16 protein-coding genes, 9 tRNA genes, 1 other RNA gene and 1 pseudogene are annotated in these 24,250 nt (G+C 25.4%); 26 read left to right on the top strand and 1 reads right to left on the bottom strand.

Features of this window, described 5'->3' with window-relative positions; genetic code table 11:
• The first annotated feature begins 53 nt into the window (after nt 1–53).
• The 21 genes and pseudogenes from H7686_RS02115 to smpB all read left to right on the top strand — a co-directional run bounded on the left by H7686_RS02115 (nt 54) and on the right by smpB (nt 16,443).
• Nucleotides 54–2,222, top strand: a complete 2,169-nt coding sequence (locus H7686_RS02115; RefSeq protein ID WP_193621754.1) for a polyribonucleotide nucleotidyltransferase — start codon at nt 54–56, stop codon at nt 2,220–2,222.
• A 1,471-nt stretch (nt 2,223–3,693) separates the two neighbouring features.
• Nucleotides 3,694–4,081, top strand: an RNA gene (gene rnpB / locus H7686_RS02110) — RNase P RNA component class B.
• Nucleotides 4,082–4,243: 162 nt separating this feature from the next.
• Nucleotides 4,244–5,722: a lysine--tRNA ligase gene (lysS, locus tag H7686_RS02105; RefSeq protein ID WP_193621755.1), complete on the top strand. Its 1,479-nt coding sequence runs from the start codon at nt 4,244–4,246 to the stop codon at nt 5,720–5,722.
• A gap of 89 nt (nt 5,723–5,811) precedes the next feature.
• Nucleotides 5,812–6,201 carry a hypothetical protein gene (locus tag H7686_RS02100; protein WP_193621757.1) on the top strand — a complete coding sequence of 130 codons (390 nt, stop codon included), beginning with the start codon at nt 5,812–5,814 and terminating at the stop codon, nt 6,199–6,201.
• A gap of 108 nt (nt 6,202–6,309) precedes the next feature.
• Entirely contained in the window at nt 6,310–9,030 is a 2,721-nt protein-coding gene (locus H7686_RS02095) for a PHP domain-containing protein (RefSeq protein ID WP_193621759.1), read from the top strand.
• A gap of 35 nt (nt 9,031–9,065) precedes the next feature.
• Nucleotides 9,066–9,494 (top strand): hypothetical protein, encoded by a 429-nt coding sequence (locus tag H7686_RS02090; RefSeq protein ID WP_193621760.1) that lies wholly within the window; start codon nt 9,066–9,068, stop codon nt 9,492–9,494.
• 59 nt (nt 9,495–9,553) lie between these two features.
• The gene (locus H7686_RS02085) at nt 9,554–10,225 is read left to right on the top strand and encodes a hypothetical protein (RefSeq protein ID WP_193621762.1); all 672 of its coding nucleotides are present in this window, start codon (nt 9,554–9,556) and stop codon (nt 10,223–10,225) included.
• A 140-nt stretch (nt 10,226–10,365) separates the two neighbouring features.
• Nucleotides 10,366–11,028, top strand: coding sequence for a GNAT family N-acetyltransferase (locus H7686_RS02080; RefSeq protein WP_193621764.1), 663 nt, complete (start codon nt 10,366–10,368; stop codon nt 11,026–11,028).
• Between the two features lie 573 nt (nt 11,029–11,601).
• Nucleotides 11,602–12,862, top strand: a pseudogene (locus H7686_RS02075) (reverse transcriptase domain-containing protein); the annotation flags it as partial.
• A gap of 114 nt (nt 12,863–12,976) precedes the next feature.
• Nucleotides 12,977–13,052 (top strand) — tRNA-Lys (locus H7686_RS02070).
• A 47-nt stretch (nt 13,053–13,099) separates the two neighbouring features.
• Nucleotides 13,100–13,185, top strand: a tRNA-Leu gene (locus H7686_RS02065).
• Nucleotides 13,186–13,194: 9 nt separating this feature from the next.
• Nucleotides 13,195–13,270, top strand: a tRNA-Ala gene (locus H7686_RS02060).
• Nucleotides 13,271–13,310: 40 nt separating this feature from the next.
• A tRNA-Met gene (locus H7686_RS02055) sits at nt 13,311–13,387 on the top strand.
• 29 nt (nt 13,388–13,416) lie between these two features.
• Nucleotides 13,417–13,493, top strand: a tRNA-Ile gene (locus H7686_RS02050).
• A gap of 11 nt (nt 13,494–13,504) precedes the next feature.
• Nucleotides 13,505–13,595: transfer RNA gene (locus H7686_RS02045), tRNA-Ser, on the top strand.
• A gap of 22 nt (nt 13,596–13,617) precedes the next feature.
• Nucleotides 13,618–13,694: transfer RNA gene (locus H7686_RS02040), tRNA-Met, on the top strand.
• A 7-nt stretch (nt 13,695–13,701) separates the two neighbouring features.
• Nucleotides 13,702–13,777 (top strand) — tRNA-Asp (locus H7686_RS02035).
• 5 nt (nt 13,778–13,782) lie between these two features.
• Nucleotides 13,783–13,858, top strand: a tRNA-Phe gene (locus H7686_RS02030).
• A 42-nt stretch (nt 13,859–13,900) separates the two neighbouring features.
• A complete protein-coding gene (locus H7686_RS02025) occupies nt 13,901–15,187 on the top strand; it encodes a hypothetical protein (protein ID WP_193621808.1) in 1,287 nt (428 codons plus the stop codon).
• Nucleotides 15,188–15,252: 65 nt separating this feature from the next.
• Nucleotides 15,253–15,777 carry an inorganic diphosphatase gene (locus tag H7686_RS02020; RefSeq protein ID WP_193621809.1) on the top strand — a complete coding sequence of 175 codons (525 nt, stop codon included), beginning with the start codon at nt 15,253–15,255 and terminating at the stop codon, nt 15,775–15,777.
• A gap of 216 nt (nt 15,778–15,993) precedes the next feature.
• Nucleotides 15,994–16,443 carry an SsrA-binding protein SmpB gene (gene smpB, locus H7686_RS02015; RefSeq protein WP_193621810.1) on the top strand — a complete coding sequence of 150 codons (450 nt, stop codon included), beginning with the start codon at nt 15,994–15,996 and terminating at the stop codon, nt 16,441–16,443.
• A 103-nt stretch (nt 16,444–16,546) separates the two neighbouring features.
• Here smpB and H7686_RS02010 read toward each other — a convergent pair whose 3' ends face one another.
• The gene (locus H7686_RS02010; protein ID WP_193621811.1) at nt 16,547–17,017 is read right to left on the bottom strand and encodes an Hsp20/alpha crystallin family protein; all 471 of its coding nucleotides are present in this window, start codon (nt 17,015–17,017) and stop codon (nt 16,547–16,549) included.
• Between the two features lie 456 nt (nt 17,018–17,473).
• On the opposite strand from H7686_RS02010, the gene rpsT reads away from it, so the two are divergent.
• The 5 genes from rpsT to argS all read left to right on the top strand — a co-directional run bounded on the left by rpsT (nt 17,474) and on the right by argS (nt 24,091).
• Nucleotides 17,474–17,734 (top strand): 30S ribosomal protein S20, encoded by a 261-nt coding sequence (rpsT, locus tag H7686_RS02005; protein ID WP_193621812.1) that lies wholly within the window; start codon nt 17,474–17,476, stop codon nt 17,732–17,734.
• An 86-nt stretch (nt 17,735–17,820) separates the two neighbouring features.
• Nucleotides 17,821–19,101 (top strand): serine--tRNA ligase, encoded by a 1,281-nt coding sequence (serS, locus tag H7686_RS02000; RefSeq protein ID WP_193621813.1) that lies wholly within the window; start codon nt 17,821–17,823, stop codon nt 19,099–19,101.
• Nucleotides 19,102–19,164: 63 nt separating this feature from the next.
• A complete protein-coding gene (locus tag H7686_RS01995) occupies nt 19,165–21,282 on the top strand; it encodes an ATP-dependent metallopeptidase FtsH/Yme1/Tma family protein (protein WP_193621814.1) in 2,118 nt (705 codons plus the stop codon).
• A gap of 96 nt (nt 21,283–21,378) precedes the next feature.
• Nucleotides 21,379–22,257: an RluA family pseudouridine synthase gene (locus tag H7686_RS01990; RefSeq protein ID WP_444517536.1), complete on the top strand. Its 879-nt coding sequence runs from the start codon at nt 21,379–21,381 to the stop codon at nt 22,255–22,257.
• A 139-nt stretch (nt 22,258–22,396) separates the two neighbouring features.
• Nucleotides 22,397–24,091 carry an arginine--tRNA ligase gene (argS, locus tag H7686_RS01985; RefSeq protein ID WP_193621816.1) on the top strand — a complete coding sequence of 565 codons (1,695 nt, stop codon included), beginning with the start codon at nt 22,397–22,399 and terminating at the stop codon, nt 24,089–24,091.
• Nucleotides 24,092–24,250: the final 159 nt, after the last annotated feature.

Genomic DNA, 24,250 nt, shown 5'->3' with positions numbered 1-24,250 from the left:
AAAAGTAGTTTGTGATATTTTTCGCATTTATTTTAGAAAAAAAGGGGATTTTCATGACTTTAAAAGTGTTTGAAACTACTTTTGAAAATAATTTACTTATTGTAGAGATTAATAAATTAGCTAAACAAGCTAATAGTTCTGTTTTAATTCGTTATAAAGATACTGTTTTATTGAGTGTTTTAGTTATCGGTAATAATGAAGTTTGTTTAGATTACTTGCCTTTGATGATTTTTTATCAAGAAAAATTTTATGCAGCAGGAAAAATACCCGGAAATTTTTCAAAACGAGAAGGAAAACCTTCTGATGCAGGAATATTAAATGCTCGTTTGATAGATAGAACATTAAGACCTTTATTTAATAAAAATTTTAATAAAGAAATTCAAATCGTAAATACTATTTTAAGCAATGATGATAGTTGTAATAATGAAATTTTTGGTATTTTAGGTAGTTCTTTAGCTGCTTTAATTTCTAATGTTCCTTTTTATAAAGCTGTTTCAGCGGTTTGTGTGGGTCGAGTGAATAATCAATTTATTATTAATCCTAATCCTCAACAAAAGAATATTTCTGATTTATGGTTAGTTTTAAGCGGAACTAAAGAAAAATTAAATATGATAGAAGTTAGTTCTAAAGAAATTTCAGAAAAAGATTTAATATCAGCTATGATATTTGGTCATAATTTTATTAAAAAATTATGTATTTTTCAGGAAGAAATTATAAATAATTTAAATATCATTAAAAATATTGATCTTACAAATAATTATGATATTAATTTATATAATAAATTTAAATTTAAATATTTTGAGATTGTAAAAAATACTTTACAAACAGAAATTAATAAAAAATTTATTAAAAAAAATTTTTCAGATACAATTAATAATCTTAAACATTTTATTTTGGAAAAATATATAGAAGATAAAGATTTTGTTATTGATAATGATATATTCCAGAATTCTATAGTTAGTTGTGAAAATCATAAATTAGAAAAAATAAAAGAACAATTTATGCATCTTTTTAATGATTTATTAACTGATTTAATGAGAGAAATGGTTTTGAAAGAAAAACGAAGAATTGATGGACGAACTTTAAATAAAATTCGATCTATTGAAACCGAAGTAGGTATTTTGCCACGTACTCATGGATCAGCTATTTTTTCTCGTGGTGAAACTCAAAGTTTAGCAGTTGTTACTATTGGCGCTTTAAGCGAATGTAAATTGATAGATGATCTGAGTGAAGAAGATAAAGAATCTTTTATTGTTCATTATAATTCTCCGCCTTTTGCTGTAGGTTCTACAGGCAAATATATGATGCCTTCTAGAAGAGAAATTGGGCACGGTATGTTAACTAAAAAAGCTTTATCTCATGTACTTCCTATGGAAAAAGATTTTCCTTATACTATTAGAGTAGTATCAGAAATTTTAGAGTCTAATGGTTCATCTTCGCAAGCAACTATTTGTGCAGCTTCTATGGCTTTGATGGATGCAGGAGTTCCTTTATTAAGACCTGTAGCAGGTTTAGCAATGGGATTATTTTTTTCTAGCGAAAATGATTATGTTATTTTAAGCGATATTCAAGGGTTAGAAGATCAAAAAGGTGATATGGATTTTAAAATCGCCGGAACTGTTCAAGGGATTACAGCCGCGCAAATGGATATTAAAATAGAAGGTATTAGTTTGGATATTTTACAAGAAGTTTTAGAAAAAGCTCGTTTGGGTAGAATAGAAATTTTAAAAAAAATGAATATGACTATTCAAAATCCTAGAGAGCATATGTCTGCTTATGTACCTAAAGTCAAAATGATTACTATTCCTGTAGATAAAATTCGCGATATTATTGGCACTGGTGGTAAAATTATTAATCAAATTATTGATACTTATGATAATGTTAAAATTGATATTCAACAAAATGGCAATATATTTATTATGCATAATAGTGAAAATATTGTTAATCAAGTATCTAACTATATTTTAAATTTAGTAGATGAAATTAAAATAGGTAAAGTCTACGAAGTTACTGTTATGAAAATTTTATATGATAAAAAAAATGGTCATTCTTTTGCTGCTATAGTTCAGATTTTTCCTGGAATTGAAGGTTTTATTCATATTAGTAAATTATCAAATATTAAAGTTGAACGTGTAGAGGATGTTGTTTCGGTAGGACAAAAAGTTTTAGCTAAATGTATTTTTATAAATGAAAAAGGTAAAATTGATTTATCTTTAGTTTGAGACAAATAATTATTAATAAATAATTAATTTTTAAAAAATTTGTTAAAATAATTGTTGATAAGAATAATGGAAGGTGATCGAAGTTAGATGTTTTTAAAATTTAAAAATTTCTGATTTAGGAAAGTCCATGTTAGCACATAGGGCGCCAAAGAGGCCTAATTATCTTGTCATTTTACCAATGACCAGTGTGATAAACACCGAAAGGATAAGAACGGTTCCTGAAGGGAAACTTTCAAGAATTACAGCAGTTCTTAAAAGCGGATTGAGACGAAGTAGTTAGTCAAGACGATACCGCCACCGAATGGTTCCAAGGAAAAGCCTGTAATGGCCTAAGAAGACAAAAGAAGATGTAATTAACAAACCTGTTCGTAAACTACTATAAGCGGACAGTCCAGAATCTATCAATTTAGTATGTGGATTTGATAGTTTATCAATTAAAATCTGGAATCTCACCATTAATACAATGGTTACTCCTCCTAAAGAACCAAGGTAGATATTTAGAGCAACTTGGAGAATCCTAAAACTATGTAATTAAATTTACAAATTAGAATATGAAAGTTCTGATAGTCAAGGATAAAGAATCTTTTTAGTAGTCGGAGGAGTAAAACTTGATTTGGAATAATTAAGTTAATCGCCCTCCCGAGATGAAGGTTAACGACCTTTATAGGGCGAAAGAAGAAAGTAATTTATTGTTTATTCATTGGCCGCGGAAGGTATAAGTAAAACCTATAAATGATTTTGATTCATTAATATCGAGGCTTCTACGGGCAATGAATGAGATTCATGACCAGTCTTTAAAACAAAACCCATTAAAATAATAACTCAAACGAGAAATAAAAAACTTAATGAATAAACACCTCGCGTTTAATCAGGTTGCCAATCATAAAGCGGTAGGAACACCTGGAATAGATGAGAGAATCATAAATGATATGAACTTAAACCAATTAAAGAAATATCACCAAAAATACTTTCACAACCAATATAACCAAAAAACCGGTTAAAGAGTGCATTTTCCCGAAAAAGGATAAAATAGACCTTTAATGCAAGATATAATTATCGTTACGGGATAACTTGTCCTGGAAAAGAATCAAAAGAATGAGAAACTATAAAGGTGAAATAACCGAAATAGTTATCAATCCGAATTTATTCAAAAGACGAACTAAATTAACCGAAAGGTTAACAGCGCAAAAAATGCGAGGTCTGTCGTTAGTTAGAAAATCAATCCTTTGAAATTCGTCATGTCGAAATCATTAGAGACTCTAATTGGAGAAGCGTGATTAACAAAAAAACAACTATACTTTGTTAGGTTTGTCATAGCAAAAGAACCAACCAACAAATGAATAATATTATAATATTTAAAAAGAACAAAAGGTCAAGAATAAACATTTAACCAGTGGCGACACGAAGTTAAACCCTAAAAAGGGATAAATTATGGAAAGCGGTGTGCTTGGAAACTTGCTCGCACCGTTTGGACGGGGGCTGTTTGTAACATTTGATAACTATCAAAGAAACGCAAATAATCTATCCGTATCTTGGGAAATGTATGTAGTGTTTGTGCTTAAGAAAAAAATAACTTAAGGCATTTAAATTTATTTAAATGACGGCTTTGAAGTTCTAAGAACTTATTTTATAAATTAATAAGTTTATGAATGTAAAAATAAAGTGCCACAGAGACGAATTGATTAGAAATAATCAAGTGAAACGCGGTAAACCCCTCAAGCTAGCAACCCAAAAAAAGGTAGGGGCATATAAAAGTTAATATTCCCTTTATAAGAAAAATTAATTTTTATACTATTTTAAAAATAGAGATAAATGATCACACTTATTGATTAAATAAGAACAGAACATGGCTTATGCACATTATTTTCTTATCATAAGAATCTTTTTTGCAAAAAAGATTCTTTTTTTATTTTATTTATTTATATTTATTATTTTATTTATAATTATTACAATTATTAATGAAAAAAATATAATAGTATAATAGTATAGGTTATGATTTATAAAGTAGGAGTTTAAATTATATGAATAAAGAAGATATAACGGAACAAGAAGCGATTAGAAGAATTAAGTTAGATAATTTAAAGAGAAACAATATAGAACCTTTTTGTAATAAATTTACAGAAACTAACTCAATTAATTCTTTATTGTTGAAATATAAATCTTGGACAGTTAATCAATTAGAACGAGATCAAAGTTTAGTTTCTGTGGCGGGTAGAATTATTTTAAAAAGGATACAAGGTAAAGCTGGTTTTGCTAATATACGTGATTTTGAATCTGATATACAAATTTATGTACGACGCGATAATATTACGGAAAAAGAGTTTCAAATTTATAGTTGGTCTGATTTGGGGGATATTATTGGTGTTACAGGTGTATTATTCAAAACTCATAAAGGAGAATTAACTATTAAAATTTTTAAATTGGTAATGTTAAGTAAAAGTTTACGACCGTTGCCTGATAAATATAAAGGTTTACAAGATAAAGAAATAATGCGTAAAAAACGTTATTTAGATTTAATTGTTAATCAGCGATCTCGTAAAACTTTCGTTGATAGATCAAAAATTATTCGTTTTATCAGAGATTTTTTTAATAATGAAAATTTTTTAGAGGTCGAAACCGCTGTATTAAATTCTTGTGTAGGCGGCGCTAATGCTAGACCTTTTGTTACTTATCATAATAGTTTATCCACTAATTTTTATTTAAGAATTGCTACAGAAATTTCTTTAAAAAAATTAATTGTTGGTGGTATGAAAGCTATTTATGAAATAGGTAAAGTATTTCGTAATGAAGGTATTGATGCTAGTCATAATCCCGAATTTACAACTATAGAAGCTTATTTAGCTTATGCCGATATGAATATTATGATGTCTTTGGTAGAAAAATGTTTAAAAGATATTTGTTATAAACTTTTAGGTAAATTAGAATTTAATTATCAAGGGAATTTGATTAAATTTGATCATTTTTATAAATATGATATGATAGACATTATTAAACAAAAAACTAATATTGATTTTAATGAGAATATATCTTTATCATCGTGTCAAGAGTTGGCCCAAAAACATAATATTTCTTTGAAAGATTTTTATAAAAAAGGTCATATTATAGTTGCTTTTTTTGAAAAATTTGTAGAACCAGATTTGATTCAACCTACTTTTATTTTTAATTATCCTATAGAGGTAAGTCCTTTAGCTCAAGTAAATCCGCAAAATCCACAATTAACTGAAAGATTTGAATTATTTGTAGCTGGTAAGGAATTGGTAAATGCTTTTAGCGAATTAAATGATCCTATTGAACAAAGAAAACGTTTTGAAGAGCAAATATTGCAAAAAACATTAGGTAATGATGAAGCTCATGAATTAGATGAAGATTTTATAGAAGCTTTAGAATATGGAATGCCTCCTACTGGTGGTTTAGGTATAGGAATAGATCGTTTAATAATGTTATTGACTGATAATTCTAATATTCGTGATGTGATTTTATTTCCTCATTTAAAAAAATAATATAAGATTTATCCTAATATTATTCGTAATATTATAATTCATTAATTATTAATTTGTTGTTCTATTTTATTAGCAAAGGATTGATAATAATGAAAAATTTATTTTTATTTTTTAAAATAAAAAAATTATTTTTATATTTTTTACAGATTATAAATCATTCTCAGATTTATTCTGATATTGATTATGAGAATATGGACAATATTTATATTATTAAATTAGCTGATAAAATTATAGAAAAATTTTCATTATCAGAAATTACAATTAATATTGAATTTTTACAAGAACATTTATTATATTATCTTCAAGAACAAGAATCTTTTTTGCCTACCCAAGAATATAATTTGTATATGATTATAATATTTTTGGAATCTTTTTATTTTGCTGAATTTCAAATAATAAATAATAATGAAAATACGAATATTTTGGATTTTTTTGAAACAGAGTATGATAAACGAAATTTAAAAAAAATTTTGAATTAAAAATTATTTAATTTTGCAGTTGAGGATTTTATATTTTAATTTTAATATATAAGTTATTTTAAATTGGATATAATTGGCTATTGTAAGTAAGAGAGTGTTTTATTTTTTATGACGGGAGTTTTTTATTTACAAAGTTTTTATAGTATTAAAAAAAGTGTTCATTCTGTAGAAGCTTTGGTTAAAAAAGCTTTCGAAAGTAAATATAATTTTGTTGCTTTAAGTGATTTTGAAAATTTATACGGGATGATGCAATTAATTAATTTTTGCCACCAATATAATATTAAACCTATTATAGGTGCGCAAATTTATATTTATTTTGATCTTTTGAAATATCGTGATGTTAAAATTAGCTTTTTGATTTATGCTTTTGATAATAATGGTATTAACAATTTAATTAAAATTTTAAATTTTATCCAATTAAATCATAAAATTACTTTAACAGAATTTCAAAAATTCCGAGATGGTATTTTTGGTATTTTATCTAATTTAGATTTTATTTTATGTGATATTTTAAAAGATAAAATTATAGATCTGACTAATTATGAAAATGAAAATTTTATTTTGGAAACTTTTCGATATTTTAAAATAAATATTAACCATTTATTTTTTGGATTTTCTTTGCAATCTTTTTTATTACAAGATTATGCTGGTTTTTTTTTGAAGATAGTTAAAAAATTAAATTTAAAAGTAGTTTTAGTTAATAAGACTAATTATTTGTCTTCAGAAGAAAAATTAATTTATGAATATTTATGTAAAATAAGTAATTATCAAAATGATAATCGAAAATTTATTAATTTTAATCATAACAATGAACAAATGGAGTTAGATGTTAAATTTATTGATCAAAAAAAAATTCAAGAACGTTATCAACTTTATAATCTTAATGATTATGAATTATTTCTTGATTTAGAAACATTTTTATCAACGATTAAATATAATTTTGTTTTCCCTTCAACCGTATGTTCATTTAAAAATAATTTATCTTGTGATAAGTTTGAATATTTAAAAACAAAAGCTAATATTTTTTTAACAAGTTATTTGCAAAAAAATATAAATTTAGAAAAACATATTTTTTATATTCGACAATTGCAAAAAGAATTAATTTTAATTAATCAAATGCATTATGTTGATTATTTTTTGATTATTTTTGACTTAATACAATATGCTAAAAATCAAAAAATTTTAATAGGTCCCGGAAGAGGTTCTTCGGTTGGTTCTTTGTTATGTTTTTGTTTAGGGATTACTGAGATTGATCCTTTGAAATATAATTTAATTTTTGAGAGATTTTTAAATTTCAAAAGAACGACTGTTCCTGATATCGATATAGATGTTCCTGACAATCAAGTTGTTACACTAATGCGATATCTTGTAGATAAATATGGAACGGAACATATCGCTAATTTAATTACTTTTCAAAAATATTCCAAAGATTTGTTTCGTCTAGATTTAGAGTTGCTTCAACAAAATGGTTTTGAAATTGATATAAAGTCAATTTGTTCTGAATTTTCATCTATTATTAAAGGGATTCCTAGATTAGTTGGTACTCATCCTTCGGGAGTAGTTTTTACTAAAGCAGATTTGTCTCAACATTTACCTATTCAAAAAAATTCTAATAATTCTGTGATATTATATCGTTTGCAATTTGATCATAAACAGTTAGAAAAATTAGGTTTTATTAAATTGGATTTGTTAAAGTTACGAAATCTTTTTTTAATTAATAAAATTTTAAATTTGATTGAACAAAAAGGCAAAATTAAAATTAATTTATCTAATATATCTTTTAACGACGTTAATACTTATAGTATATTGCAACAAGGAGATACAAAATATATTTTTCAATTAGAATCTGTTTCTGCTATAAAAGTGATAAAACTTATTAAACCTAAAACATTTGAAGATTTGATTGTTGTTTTATCTTTTAATAGACCTGGTGCTATAAAATTTGTAGATCTTTATATAAATAATAGAATTAATAAAAAAGTAAATTTTACTGGTATAGATGTTGTAGACAATATATTACGTGATACTTATGGTATTGTTTTATATCAGGAACAAATAATGAGAATAGCTTCAGAATTTTCAGGTTATGATTTAGGCCAAGCAGATTTATTTATGAGAAAAATTATGGCTAAATCTTCTGAAGATAGTAATGTTAATTTAAAAAAAAGATTTATGGATCAAAGCGTTTTATATCGAAGAACAGCGGAATCAGCTAGTAAAGTTTATGATTATATTTCAAAATTTTCTAATTATATTTTTAACAAAAGTCACGGTGCAGCTTATGCTTTGATTAGTTATAGAATGGCTTATTTGAAAGCTAATTATTTGCTTTATTTTGGAATGGTTTATTTAGAAGAAGATCCTTATGATTATGTAACCATTCAACAATGGTTATCACAAATAAAAAAATATATAAAGATTAAAAAACCTAATATTTTATATAGCAATGTTAGTAGTTGTCTAATTTTGGATGATAAACTTTTTTTACCTCTAAATTTTATTAAAGATATGAATTTAGAAATGTGCAAGATTCTGATACAAGAGCGTTCTATAAAAAAATTTGAAAATTTTTATGATTTTAAAATGAGATTAAGGGAAGTTTTAAATAAGGAATTATTGCAAAAATTAATTTTTGCTGGAGCATTAGATAATGCATTCGATTTAACTCGTTTACAAATGCTTCAAGATTGTGATTTGGATTATATAGAACATAGTCAATATTTAACTAATTTTTGTAAAAAAAAATTGAAAGATAACGAGTATAATCAAGATATTTTAAATTATAATTTCCAAAATTCTTTTAAATTAAAATTAGATATGTTAGATTAATAATAATTTCAGCAAATAGGAGGTAATAATTGATTTTGTTTAATAATAAGTGTGATGTTGTTTGTGCATATTTAATAGATAGTAAATTTTGGAAAAAAAAATGGGTTATTATTTCATTTTATATCTTAAATATTTTAAGTTTTTTATTAATTATTTCTTGGAAGTTAAATAATAGAACTGTTTACATAAATAATCAAATCAATTTTTCTAATGTTTTTGATAGTCATCGAATATATCAATATCAAATTAATGATCCTCAAGAATCAGAAGAAACTATTATTTATTTAAAATCTATGTTCATTTTTATTATTCAGGGTATTTTTATTTTTAGTTCGAAAAAAGGATTTTTAGGAATTACTTTAGGTACTTTTTTAGGAGCGTTTGTAGGTTTAGGATTAGCCATGGTTTATCCATCGATTATTTATTTATTAGAATTAATTTATAAAGGGGTTTTTAAAATTTAAAGGAAATAATATTTAAATTACAATAATTTAATAAATTAATTTGTAATTAATATTTTTTTATGTTTATGCGATTATCTAATAATTTTATATTACGTAAAGTTGTCTTGGTAAGTTATTTTCTTTCTTTAGCTATTTTTATAGATTTATTTAGCAAATTTTTAACTCCTTTTTTATGTTTACCTTTAGGTGGTCGAATATTTAAATTTTCTTTGATTATTTTCTGTTTATCAGGTATTTATAATAATTTTTTAACACATTTATTAATTTGTGGTTTATATTCAGTTTTTCATTTAATAAAAAGTTATAATTTTTTATTATCTTTAAATCAATTATTTTTGTTTACTAGAATTCAATTATTTTTGTCTTGCATTTTTGATTATATTGTTCCTGATTTATTATTGAGTTTAGTGGGTATTTTTATCAATAAAAAAAGATTTATTGCCGATAATAAAAAAAATATTTTTTTGGGTTTATTATTAGTATATTTCTTGAGAAGTTGTTGTTTTTTTATTTCTAGTTATTGGGTTTACGCTCATATGCAATTATCTTTAGTTAATGTTTGGTATAATTGGTTATTTAATTTATTACGTTTTCAAAATTTAAATCAAAAAATATGGTTAATTTGTTTCATTTATTGTTTCGTTGTTTTTATTTTTAATTTTATTTTCAGCAATATCTTGTTGTTTTTAATATTATCGAAAATTACTTCTTTTTTTGATAAATATTTATAAAATTTTCTTTTTTAATGTTAAAATAATTAGTATAGTTAAATTAAGTTTCTTTTATTATTTATTAGTTTTGATTAATTTTTTTGATTTAATTTAATCAATATTTATGTTGAAGAGGTGATAAAATTATTTGTTATTATCAAATGCCGCGAATTGTTCATGAAGGAGAAACCAATGAAATTGCATCTATTAAACAATTATTATTGCGAAATGGTTTAATAAATGATTTAGTTCATGAATATGTTATAATTAAAGACTTAAATGATAAATTAATTGGAGTAGTTGGTCGATATTATAATAATATTAGATGTTTATCAATTGATCCTGAATATCAAGGTCATAATTTGGCTAATTTATTAATTAGTTTTATTATTAAAAGAATTTATACAGAAAATTTTAATGAAATTTTTGTTTTTACAAAACCTATTAATTTTACTATTTTTAAAAAATTAGGTTTTAAAATGATTTATTGCAATGAAGAATTTGGTTTTTTTACCAATAGATATGATTATTTTGAAGAATATTTGGTTTATTTATCAGAAATACATAAAAAAAATAATTTATCTAATTCGAATAATATATCTGCTATCGTTATGAATGCTAATCCTTTTACCAAAGGTCATCACTATTTAGCGAAAACAGCATCTAATAATAGTGATTTTGTTTATATTATTATGGTTAAAGAAGATATATCTTTATTTTCTTATGAACAACGTAAAGAAATGGTAAAATTAGCTACAAAAGACATACCAAATGTTTTTGTTGTAGAAGGTAGTAATTATTTAGTGGGCGCCAAAGAGGCCTAAATTTCATGCTATCTAACCAATAGCCAGGGTCGATAAACCCTGAAAGGATATAGTCGATCTGACAGACGAAAGAATGTTGGATTACAGCAGACTATAAAAGCGGGTTACGACGAAAGCAAATTAGTCAAAATGACTCCGCTACCAAATAATTCTATGGAGAAGCCTGGGATGGCCTAAGAAGGAAAATTGATGTAATAATTAAACCTGCTTCGGAAGTTGCTTAAACGAGCAGTCCAGATACTACTGCTATAAAACTAAAGTATCGAGTAGTTTATCAGATTGAGAAACCTGGAATCAGCCTCTCAAGAGAGGATACTTCCCCTAAAGAATTAAGGTCGAAATTTAGCGTAACTTGGAGAATCCTAAAACTAAGTAATTAAGTTTACTAATCTGGAAATGAAAGTCTGGATGGTCAAGGATAAAGAATCTTTTTAGTAGTCGTAAGCGTAAACCTAAATTTGAAATAATTTAGTTAATCGGCTTACCAAGAAGAGAGTTAATGACTCTTATAGGGCGAAAGAAGAAAGTAATTTATTATTTATTCGATGGTATCAAGAAAGGGGTTGATATATTATGTCAACAATGGTTTCACCAGAGACTAAACTTTCACGAACATTGAAGAGAATTCAACATCGTTCATCAAACGGTTACTCTTTAAAAAGAGAATTACAGCAGGGAATGAATAACTTTTATAATACGTTAACAGCATTTAATAAAATTGCTGCTAACAAAAGGGCGGGCACGCCAGGTGTTGACAATGAAACCATTGATGGGATTAATCTAGAAAGACTAGAAAGATACCATCAGGAATACGTCAATAATGGTTATAACCCCAAACCAGTTAAAAGAATTCTCATTCCTAATGATAATAAAAGAACCAAACCCCCTAGGATTACCTACTATTAGGGACCGGCTGATACAAAAATGTCTCAAACATCTCTTAACTCCCTATTTTGAAAATATTTTTTCAGAATGGAGCTTTGGATTCAGAACCAAAAAATCTTGCCATGATGCGATCAAACGCGTCAAACCAAGATTTAAAAGAATTGATTACATTATCAAAATCGACCTAAAAAGCTAATTTGATACCATCAATCATGAGATTCTCATAAGAACCTTAAATCGGTTCATCAGAAAAAAATAGTTGAAAGCTGGCTTCATAAAAGATGGGGTCAAATACGAATCCTTATCCGGTTCTCCCCAAGGAGGAATAATGTCCATTTTGCTGGCGAATGTATACTTACATTACATCGACCTGAAAATGGAAGAACTAATTAAGGAAGGGAAACCAATTAAGAAGGGTAACCCAGATTATGGGAAAGCATGGCTTAAAAACCAGCACCATCAACTGAGGATTGATAGTTCTCTTAATCTAAATCCAAAACTTAGAGTCGAATACATCCGTTACGCTGATGATTTTATCATTGGTGTCAAAGGCGAGTATAACAAAGCCGAAAGGATTAAAAATCAAGTCACACAATGGCTAGAAAAAGATTTAAAACTTACTATCAGTAAGAATAAGTCAAAGATTGTTAAAGCCAGCAAAGGAACTAGGTTTCTATCCTACATGGTAAAGGTAAATCCCGCCAATAAAAACCGTACAAGGAAATCCACAAAGAATTCCTTAAACTGCCAAGTTCAAATCCAGATTCCCCAAGCGAAAGCCAAAGAATACGGACATGAATATAATTGGTTAAAAAGGGGAAAGGTAAAACACGACGAAACATTAACGGACCGAGACGAATTAGAAATAATTCGAACCTATCAAACAATAGTTAGAGTAATTATCCAATACTTTTGTTTAGCTAACAATCTCGGTGTTTTGAGAGGCTTAATATAATAAATCTATTTTTTAAAAAAAATGAAAAAAATGATTAAACGTATTAATTCTATCTCGATTCAGTAGGTTGCGGGTTCGATTCCTGCTTTTGGCACCAAAATAAAAAATGTCCCGTTAGCTCAGTTGGTAGAGCACTTGACTTTTAATCAAGGTGTCAAAGGTTCGAATCCTTTACGGGACACCATTTATAATTATTGTGATTAATTCGCAAAATACAATATATTTTTGAGGGCCCGAATGGTGGAATAGGTAGACACGTGGGACTTAAAATCCCATGACTTTATGTCGTGCCGGTTCAAGTCCGGCTTTGGGTACCATAAAAAAAAGGGGTTTTAGCTCAGTTGGTAGAGCGCCTGTTTTGCACACAGGAGGCCAGCGGTTCGAATCCGCTAAGCTCCACCAAAAATTTTTGGAAATTTATTCAAACTAATAATATTTTAGAGGCGGTATAGCTCAGTTGGCTAGAGCACTCGGTTCATACCCGTGAGGTCAGGGGTTCAAATCCCTTTACCGCTACCATTAAATTTGATATTTAATGATATGAGTATGGACCTGTAGCTCAGCTGGTCAGAGCCACCGGCTCATAACCGGTTGGTCGTAGGTTCGAATCCTACCGGGTCCACCAAAGTATATTTTGGAGGAATACCCAAGTCCGGTTGAAGGGGCCAGTCTTGAAAACTGGAAGGTCTACAAAGACGCGGGGGTTCGAATCCCTCTTCCTCCGCCAATTATTTGTAGTGTTTAAAGATCGCGGGATAGAGCAGTTTGGTAGCTCGTCGGGCTCATAATCCGAAGGTCGTAGGTTCGAATCCTACTCCCGCAACCAAATTTATGGTCCGATGGTGTAGTGGTTAACATGCTTGCCTGTCACGCAGGAGATCGCGGGTTCAATTCCCGTTCGGACCGCCAATTTTGGCTCTGTAGCTCAGTCGGTAGAGCAGTGGCCTGAAGAGCCTCGTGTCGGCAGTTCGATTCTGCCCGGAGCCGCCATAATAATTTTATTTTTGATTAGAAGAGAGTCTAAAATTAAATTTGAAGTCAAAAATATTTTTTTTGAATAAAAATAATAATAAATATTTATTTTGTAAATTTGTATTATTTTTAGTTTCAATATTATTAATTATTAATATTAAATCTTTGTTTGTTAAAGCGATGGAAAAATCATCAGAACCTTTAGAAACTATCGAATTAACAACATTTTTGGATAAATCAGAACTTAAAAATTTTCCTAATTTAAAACCTTTTTTAGCTAATCAAAATGTTGATGAAACCGAAATATCTACATTATCTGATAATAATAAAGCTGAAATGGAAATTTCTCTATTATCTCATGACAAGTCTTTGCCTAATCAATTTTTTTTACTTAGTTGTAAACACGATTTAGGTTCTTTTTTTTCTAAACGAATGAGATTATTTTATGCTTTAAAAAATGTTAGAACTGTTCCGTGTGCTTCTTTTTTTGAATGGTTTAATTTTAAACAAATTTTATTTGGTACTTTTGATGCTAATTTATCTAAGATAAATTGTTTATTTAAGTGTTTAAATTTATCAGGCATTAAAGAAGAATTTATCGATGATAAATATGAAAAAGTTTCGTTGGTAGCTTTAGATTTTTATCGTTTATTAAAAAAAAATCCTAATTTAGGTTATTTTTATTTACCTTCTCAAGATTTAGATAAAGCAATTTCTGTTAATATTTCGTTTTGTAATTGTCAAGTTAAGGGTTATTCAGTTTTAGAATTAATTCATGAAATTATTAATCTTAGAGATGAAAATTTTGATGTAGATAATTTTCGAAAACATTTAGTTATTTATATTAAACATTTAATGGAAATTTCTGATTCCGACGAAGAATCAATAAAAGTGTCTGTTAATAATTTATTAGAGAAAATTCATGAATTAACCGATATTGATGAATTAGATCGTAATTTGTTATTTAATGTCTTATTAAGTTTTAGTCGTGTATTTATTCCAAGTCTTTTTGAAGTTAATTATTCGATTAATAATCAACGTATAAAACCTTTATATGAAATGAATTTGGATATTACAAATGATGTAGGACATAAGACTTTAGGTTTTTTATTCAAGTTAGAAAAAAATGAACAATTAAGTGATTTTTATTTAAATTTTTATGAAATTTTTCAAGATGAGAATAATATTGAACAAATTAAACCTATCGATCATTTATTAATTTTAAGAACAGATAAAAAACAACAAATTTTTTATAATTCTTTTTTTCATCATTTAAATATTAATGTTTTATATAAGAAAACTTTATCAATACATAAAAAAGCTTTTTTTAATGCGCGTTTGGCTTGAGTAAATAATAAATAAAAATTATAATTAATCGATGTTCTTAATAAAATTAAAATGGTAGGTATTGAATGGATAATAACTTTAATTTGATTAGTTCTGATAGATTATCAGGTCATAATTTTTTAGTTTTTATAGAAATTGTTCGTGGTAGTAAAAAAAAATATGAATTAGATAAAGAAACTGGTTATTTAATTTTAGATCGTTATTTAAACACAGCTTTTGTTTATCCAGCTAATTATGGTTTTATTCCTTTAACTTTATGCGACGATAATGATCCTTTAGATGTTTTCGTTTTAACTCAAGAAATTTTAGATCCAATGATATTAGTGGAATGTCGTCCTATCGGAGTTATTCGTATGTTAGATAATGGTCAACAAGATGATAAAATTATTGCTGTTCCTGTAAAAGATTTGATGTTTCAAAAATATGTTAATTTATCAGATATACCAAAATTTTTATTATCAGAAATAGAACATTTTTTGTTACATTATAAAGATTTAGAACAGAAATTTATTAAAATTCAACAAATAGAAGATTTTCAAGAAGCAGTATCCATTGTTGAAAAATCTTTGTTAAAATATAGACAAAGATAACAAAATTAATTTGTTTATTTTTGATATTTATTCTTGACAAATATATAAAAATTTTATTTAAATATTATTGATAATTTACATTATAACGAATATATGGTTGTAAATATTGAATTTTGTATATAATAATATAAAAAAATATAAATTAATTTATATAATTTTTTAATAATTGGGATTTTTTGGTTAAATTTTGATAAGTGATATTTGTTTAGGTATTTTATGAAACAAAAAATTATTTTTAATAAAAAAGCTAATTATGATTATTTTTTGGATAAAAAGTATTTAGCTGGTATTCAACTTTTAGGTAATGAAGTGAAATCTATTCGTTTAGGTCAAGTTCATTTAGATAATTCTTATGTTTGTTTTGATAATAATGAATTATTTGTTATTAATATGAAAATTACTAAATATTCTTGTAGTAATGATTTTGATTATATCGATAATAGAAAAAAAAAGCTTTTACTTAAAAAAAAAGAAATTTTACAAATTAAAAATAAAATAAAAACTCATAGTTTTGTTTTAATTCCTGTTAAAATATTTAATCAACGTAATTTGTTTAAGTTAGAAATCGCTTTAGCTCGTGGTAAAAAAAAATATGATAAGCGTCAAGATTTAAAACATAGAGACGAATTAATGTATACAAAAAAAATTTTAAAAGAATTTATTTAAATTAATTAACTTGAAATAAAAAAATTTTATATAAAAAAATAAAAAAATTCAAAAATTGATGTTTTTGAATTTTTTTTATTTTATTTTTTTATATAAATTTAAATTATTTTAATTGTACAAATTCTTGATTTGGTTGGATTTGTGTTTTTTTACTAATTTTCAGTGTTAATAATCCGTTTTCTAATTTACCTTCAATATCTTTTACGCTAGTTAAGTGTATAAAGTTATAATTAAAGGTGCGTTCTATTTTGCCATAAAATCTTTCTTGATATAATATTTCGCAATCAGAACAATTATCCATTGAACAACAAAAATCATTTGAAGAATTGTTTTCTTTGGTAGAATCATTTTTATTTACAGATTGTGATTTTTTTGTTTGTGGACAACGATTATCCGCTTCAATAGTTAAACGGCCTTCATTAACGGAAATTTTCACTTGTTCTTTAGTAAAACCTGGTAAATCCATGATAAGTAAATAATAATCTTTGCAATCCCATAAATCAGATTTAGGTAATCTTTTATCTAAATCTAAAATTGTTGGAATAGATAATAAATCTTTAAGTATTGATGACATACTACTTTGTATATCTCCTTATCATTAATTTCATAAATAAATTTTAATATAAACTTATATAAATTAAAATTTATTTAATTTTAATAAATTTTTCATTTTTATTCTAACAAATTTTTTTCTTTAATTCAATAATATCTAATAATGTTATAATAGGATATGTATACGTTGAAATATGTTTTTGTTAAATTTAATATTTTCATTAGTATATTGTTTTACTAAGAAATAATCCTAGATAAAAAAATAAAAAAATTAATTATATTTTTCTCTTTTATCTGGAGAGATATTTTAATAAAATTTAATGATTTTATATGAATATTAAAACAAAAACTAATAAAAAACGAATGTTATTAATATATAATGTAGCATAGACGTTTTTTCAATTCGAAAAAAATTTTATAATTTTAATAATGAAAAAAATATTTAAAGAATCTAAATTTAAAAAAGGAATTTATGTAAATGGCAAATATTAAACAACAAAAAAAAAGAATTATTACTAATAATAAACGTAGATTACGTAATAATGATTTTAAATCATCTACTAAAACTTATTTTAAGAAATTAAAAAATGCTAAAGATTTTCGTGAAGCTTCTGTATATTATAGTATAGTTTGCAAAAAATTAGATAAAGGTTTATCTAAAGGTATTTATGTAGGAAATTATGTAAACAGAAAGAAAAGAAATGCTGCTATTACTTTGAATAATATATCCATTAGTTAATTTATATCTTTGTTTATGAAAAAAATTAAATTTTTATTAAAAAAATTTATTTAATTAATCGATAGCACAAAGAGGTTTTATAAGTCGTGTTAGATATCAAATTTATACTTAAAAATATAGACCTAGTGAAGAATAAATTGAAAAATCGATTTGTTAATGAAGATTTATTGGACACATTAATTGTTTTATATAAATCTAAAAATCAACTTTTACAAAAAATTGAAAGTATAAAATATTTCAAGAATCAATCTTCTCGTCCAAAAAGTAATAGATCATTGATTAATCAAAATTCAGAAAGTATTCTAGATGGTAATATCCATCATGAAGAAAATTTAAACAAATTACAAAATAGTTTAAAAATAATTGAAGAAAAATTTATTAATATTTTGTATTGCTTACCTAATATTCCTCACGAAAGTGTTCCAACGGGAGAGAGTGAAGCTGATAATATAGAGGTATGTCATTCTATTATTAAACCTCGTTGCTATGATTTTGTTATCAAAGATCATCTTCAATTAGGGGTAAGTTTAAATATTTTAGATTTTCAAAAAGCTTCTAAAATTGTTGGTAGTAAATTTGTCGTTTTAAAAGGATTAGGAGCCCGTTTAGAAAGATCTTTAATTAATTTTATGATAGATACTCATGTGTCTAATAAATATTTTGAAGTAATACCACCTTTTATAGTGAATCAACAATCTATGTTCGCTACAGGTCAATTGCCTAAATTTTCTCAAGATGTTTTTAAATTACAATCAAATAAGTATAATTGGTATTTAAATCCGACAGCTGAAGTCCCTACTATTAATTTGCATCGTCAAGAAATTTTAGATATTAAAAAATTACCTATTAAATATGTTAGTTACACTACTTGTTTTCGCGAGGAAGCAGGATCTTCTGGCAAAAATACTAAAGGAATTTGGAGACAGAAACAATTTAATAAAGTTGAATTAATTCAATTTGTAGAACCAGAAAAATCTTATATGGTTTTGGATAATATGTTAAAAGATGCTACTGTTATTTTAGATAAATTACAATTACCTTATCGTATTATGATGTTATCCACTGGTGATTTAGGTTTTAGTATGAGTAAAACTTATGATATCGAAGTTTGGCTACCTAGTCAACAAAAGTATTGCGAAATAGCTTCTATTAGCAATGCGGAAGATTTTCAATCACGTAGAGCTAATATTAAGTTTAAAACTCATTTACAAGATAAAGGTAAATTGGTACATACTTTAAATGGTTCGGCTTTAGCTATAGGTAGAACCATGGCAGCGATTTTAGAAAATTATCAAAATCAAGATGGTAGTGTTATTGTGCCTACAGTTTTACAAAAATATTTAGGAACAGATATAATTAAAAATTAATTATTATTAAAAATCATTCTTGAGACATAATATAAAAATGTTATAAAAAGGAATAAATAAATTATGATCGATTTTTACAAAAAATATTTTCAACATATTACTATTTGGCATTTGATAGGTCTTATAGGATTTTTGGGAGTAATTATGTCTATGCATAATATATTTGACCAAATTATGAAACAACCTAATCATGTTATGGAATTGATAAATGTTTTAGAAAATCCGAAAAAGAATGTTAAAATTAAAGAAATTAAACCAAAAATAGTTCGTAGTATACCGACTTTATATGATTTGCAAGTTAAAATATTAGATACTTCTGATAATGTTGTAGGTAAAGAAAAAATAATCACATATTATTCTGTATCTGACAAAATTTATCATAAAATTATCGATATCATTGTAGACAAATCTCAAAATGATTCTTCTTATCAAAAAATTTTAGATAATCCTCACACAGATCCTCCTTATTTAGGATTTGGTCCTTTAGTTGATGCTATTGGTTTTATTTTGCCATTAATTAGTTGTTATTTATTGTATTCTTTATTTAAATCTACTACTAATAAATTTTTTGAACAAATGGGTGAAAAATATATTGGTAAAAAAGATCAAGTCGATTTACTAAGCAATATTACTTTTAAAAATATAGCTGGATTTTCTGAAGAGAAAATTGAGATGCAAGAAATTATTGATTTTCTCAAATATCCACAAAAATATAAAGATATGGGGGCCCGTATTCCTAAAGGGGTTTTATTATCTGGACCTCCTGGTACCGGAAAAACTTTATTAGCTAAGGCTGTAGCGGGAGAAGCAGGAGTAGCTTTTTTTGCGACTTCTGGATCGGAATTTGTGGAAAAATATGTAGGAGTAGGGGCTTCTCGTGTACGTAATTTATTTCAAAAAGCTTCTCAGCATTCTCCTTGTATTATTTTTATTGATGAAGTAGAAAGTTTAGCTCATAAAAGGGGCACTCGTAGTCATCATTCGGAACACGATAATACCTTAAATCAATTATTAGTAGAATTGGATGGTTTTAACTCGAATACAGAAATTATCGTTATAGCTGCTACTAATAAACCCGAACTGTTGGATTCAGCGATTTTAAGACCTGGTAGATTTGATCGTCGTTTTACTATTAATTTACCAAGCGCAAGAGATCGTAGAGCTATTTTAGAATTACATGCTAAAAATAAACGTTTTAGTCCAGAAGTTAATTTAAATGAAATTGCTGAAGAAACTATTGGTTTTAGCGGAGCTCAATTAGAAGGAGTTTTAAACGAATCTGCTTTATTAGCGGTACGTCGTCGTAGTTTAACTATAGAACCTCAAGATGTTAATGAAGCTATTGATCGTATATTAATTGGCTCTACACGTAAAAAAGATTTTTTATCTAAAAAAGAAAAAAAATTAGTAGCATATCATGAAGCAGGCCATGGTGTTTTAGCTGTTGTTTTAGATAATATCGAAAAAGTTCGTAAAATTACTATTATTCCGAGAGGTTCTGTTGGCGGATATAATATTATTTCTCCTGATAGCGAAAGTTCTAATTTTAAGTCAAGAAAAAAATTAATTATTAATATTGCGATCTCTTTAGGTGGTCGAGCTGCAGAAGAAATTTTTTTAGATGATATTTCTAATGGAGCATATGCTGATTTTGATCATGCTAGTCATATTGCTAGAACAATGGTAATTAAATATGGGATGAGTAAAGTAGGTTTAGTTCAATTTAGTCAATCTGAAAGAAATTTTTCAGATTCTAAGGCTTCAGAGATAGATTTAGAAGTGAAAAATATTATTAATGAATGTTATCAATTAGCTAAAATAACTCTTTTAAAGCATAAAAATTTTGTAAACAATTTGGTTAAATATTTATTAAAAATAGAAACTTTAGTCACTAAAGATGTTTCAGAGATATATTTGACAGGTAAATTGAGTTGGTTCGATCAAGAACAAAATGAAAATTTGGGGCATTTACAAAATCAAAATGATACTCCTGGAGAAATATCTAATGATACATTGAATGAAAATGCAGATGATTTATCAAATCAAAATGATACTCCTGGAGAATCTTTTGATGATAAATTTAATAATTCTGATGTCATCGATAATAATGAATCTTCCGATGATATTTCTGATAATAAAAAAATTGAAAATGAAGATTTATCTAAAAAATCTAATAATTAAAAATAATATTTATTATAAATTAATGTTAGATTTATATAAATACAATTAAGAATTTATTATTTTTGGGACTTAGGTTTTATGATAAAAAAATTTATTGTGGAAACAAAATTTAATGGAGTTCGTTTAGATGATTTTGTTACTATTAAAATTGGGTTGACTAAAAATCAAGTTCAAAAATTAATTACTCGTTATCAAGTATTAGTGAATAATGCTTTAGTTAAAAAGAGCAATCTTTTAAAGAGTCAAGATATAGTCACGATAAATTTATCTACATTAATTGAAAAATCTAATTTTTTATTTCCTATTAATTTGAATTTAGAAATTATTTATGAAGATCAATATTTAGCTGTTATTAACAAACCTGCTAATTTGATAGTTCATCCTTCAGTTAGTTTTAGGGGTGTTACTTTAATTAATGGTTTATTGTATCAACTTAAAGATTTTATTAAAATGCCTTTGAGTGAACGCATGGGCATTATTCATCGTTTAGATAAAGATACTACAGGTTTGATTTTAGTAGGTAAAACAATAGAAGTAGTTGAGAAAATGCAACAATTATTGCAAAATAAAGGTATTACACGAATATATTATGCTTTAATTGAAGGTTTTTTAGATCAAACAGGTACTATAATTTTGCCTATTAAAAGAGATCATCGTAATCCTTTGAAAATGTCTGTAGTCTCTCAAGGTAAAATAGCTATTACACACTTTACTACTTTAAAAAAAATTAATAATTATTCTCTTTTGGAAATTAAACTAGAAACAGGACGTACTCATCAAATTCGTGTTCATTTGAGTTATTTAAAACATCCTATTATAGGGGATAATTTATATAATTCCAAAAAATATTCGGTTTCGTCTCAACTTTTACACGCAAAAAAATTATATTTTAATCATCCTTGGACAGGAAAAAGGTTACAATTTGATATTCCTTTGCCTCAAAAATTTAAGGAATTTATTCAGTTTTTAGAATAATTTTTTATTGAAGAATTAATTATATTTAAACTATCCTGATAGAGGATATTTTAAATATAATTTTCTTTTTTTCAAATATAATATTAACTTTAATATTAAATTTAAATGATTTTTTCAAAAAAATTAGGAGAATTTTTTTATGTATTTGCAAAAATTGCAAACCCAAATCACTAATATTTTAAATGTAAAATTTAATATTAAGTCTATAGTTAAATATTATGATAAAGATTTATTGTGGGATTTTTATTTGCCTTTATTTATCTATCAGAAACAATGGAATAATGATTTATTAAAGATCTTTAATGATTTTAAAAAAATTTTATTAAATTTAACAGAAGTATCAGAAGTTCAATTTGTTAATGGATTTTTAAATATTAAAGTACAAAGAGGTTTCATTAGTCAACAAATTTTAAGTTCAATTTATAAATTATCTGAAAATTATGCTCAAAAATCGATTAACAATCAGGTGGTTATTTTAGATTATTCTTCTCCTAATATTGCGAAAAATTTTTCTATTGGTCATTTACGTTCTACTATTATTGGTAATGCTTTAAAAAATATTTATCGTAAGTTAGGTTTTATAACTATTGGTATTAATCATTTAGGAGATTGGGGGACTCAATTTGGCCAAATGATTTTAGCTTATCAAAGATGGGGTAAAGAAGATTTGCTTTTGAAAAATCCTATTGATGAATTGCAAAAACTTTATATTTTGTTTCATAAACGAGCACAAACTAATAATATTCTCCATTTGGAAGCTAAAAATATTTTTAAAAAATTAGAAGAAAAAGATGAACAAATATTTAAATTATGGCGTTTGTTTCGGCGTATTTCTTTAAAAGAATTTCGAAAAATTTATAAATTATTGGGTATTTCATTTGATTTTTATATAGGGGAATCTTTTTATCACCAAAAAGCTTTGCGCTTAGTTAAAAATTTATATCAACGAAAATTAATTATTGTTGATCAAAAAGCCTATATTTTTCCTTTAAAAGATATACCTTCGGCTTTAATTCAAAAAGATAACGGTAGTACTCTTTATTTAACTAGAGATATAGCTTGTTTACTATATCGTGCTCAAAAATTTCATTTTCAGAAAATGTTATATGTGGTAGGCAATGAACAAAAATTACATTATCAACAATTAATTGCAATTATGAAACAAATGGGATATGATTTTGATATTCAACATGTTAATTTTGGTTTAATTTGTTTAAATAAAATCAAAATTTCTACTCGAAAACACCAAGATTATAAATTAATAGATATTATTAATCATGCTCGAAATAATATTGAAAAAATTATTATAAACAGAAATAACAATTTATCAAAAAAAAATATAACTAAAATAGCAGAAAAAATTGCTATTGGTGCTATTTTTTTTAATGATTTAAAAAACGATCGTCATTTAAATATTGATTTTAATTTAGAAAAGATGATTAAGTTCGAAGGAAACACAGGTCCTTATTTACAATATACTTTGGTACGTTTAAAGTCGATTATTTCTAAAATAAAATGTAATATTGAATTCGATAAATTGAATTGGTTATTTTTAAATAATTATTTCCAAAAAGATTATTATTTTATTATTGTTAAGTTGTTAGATGATTTTCCCGGGATTTTAGAAAAAATTATTCAAAACAATATGCCTAGTCTTTTAGCTCGTTATTTATTGAAATTATCTCAACATACTAATCATTTGTATGAAAAAGAAAAAATTTTAACTTCTGAATTAGAGTTACAAAAAGGTCTTATTTTATTAATCAAAAGTATTTGTATAGTTTTGGAAGAAGGATTAAAATTATTAGGAATTCCTATTGTAGTAAAAATGTGAATTTATTATGATAGTATAAATTATGTTTTAAATAATGAAAAAAGCATTTTATATAAATAAATTGTTTATAAATTTTTTATCTTTTGTTTTTATAACATAATAATAATTACAAATTAACAAAAATTTGTATTCATTTTATAAATATTAATTAAAAAACCT

Origin of the sequence: Candidatus Phytoplasma asiaticum, assembly GCF_015100165.3 — a bacterium.
GTDB classification, from domain to species: Bacteria; Bacillota_I; Bacilli_A; order Acholeplasmatales; family Acholeplasmataceae; genus Phytoplasma; species Phytoplasma citri.
The sequence above is the reverse complement of the archived record's forward strand: the minus strand, read 5'-3'. Positions and strand labels throughout refer to the sequence as shown.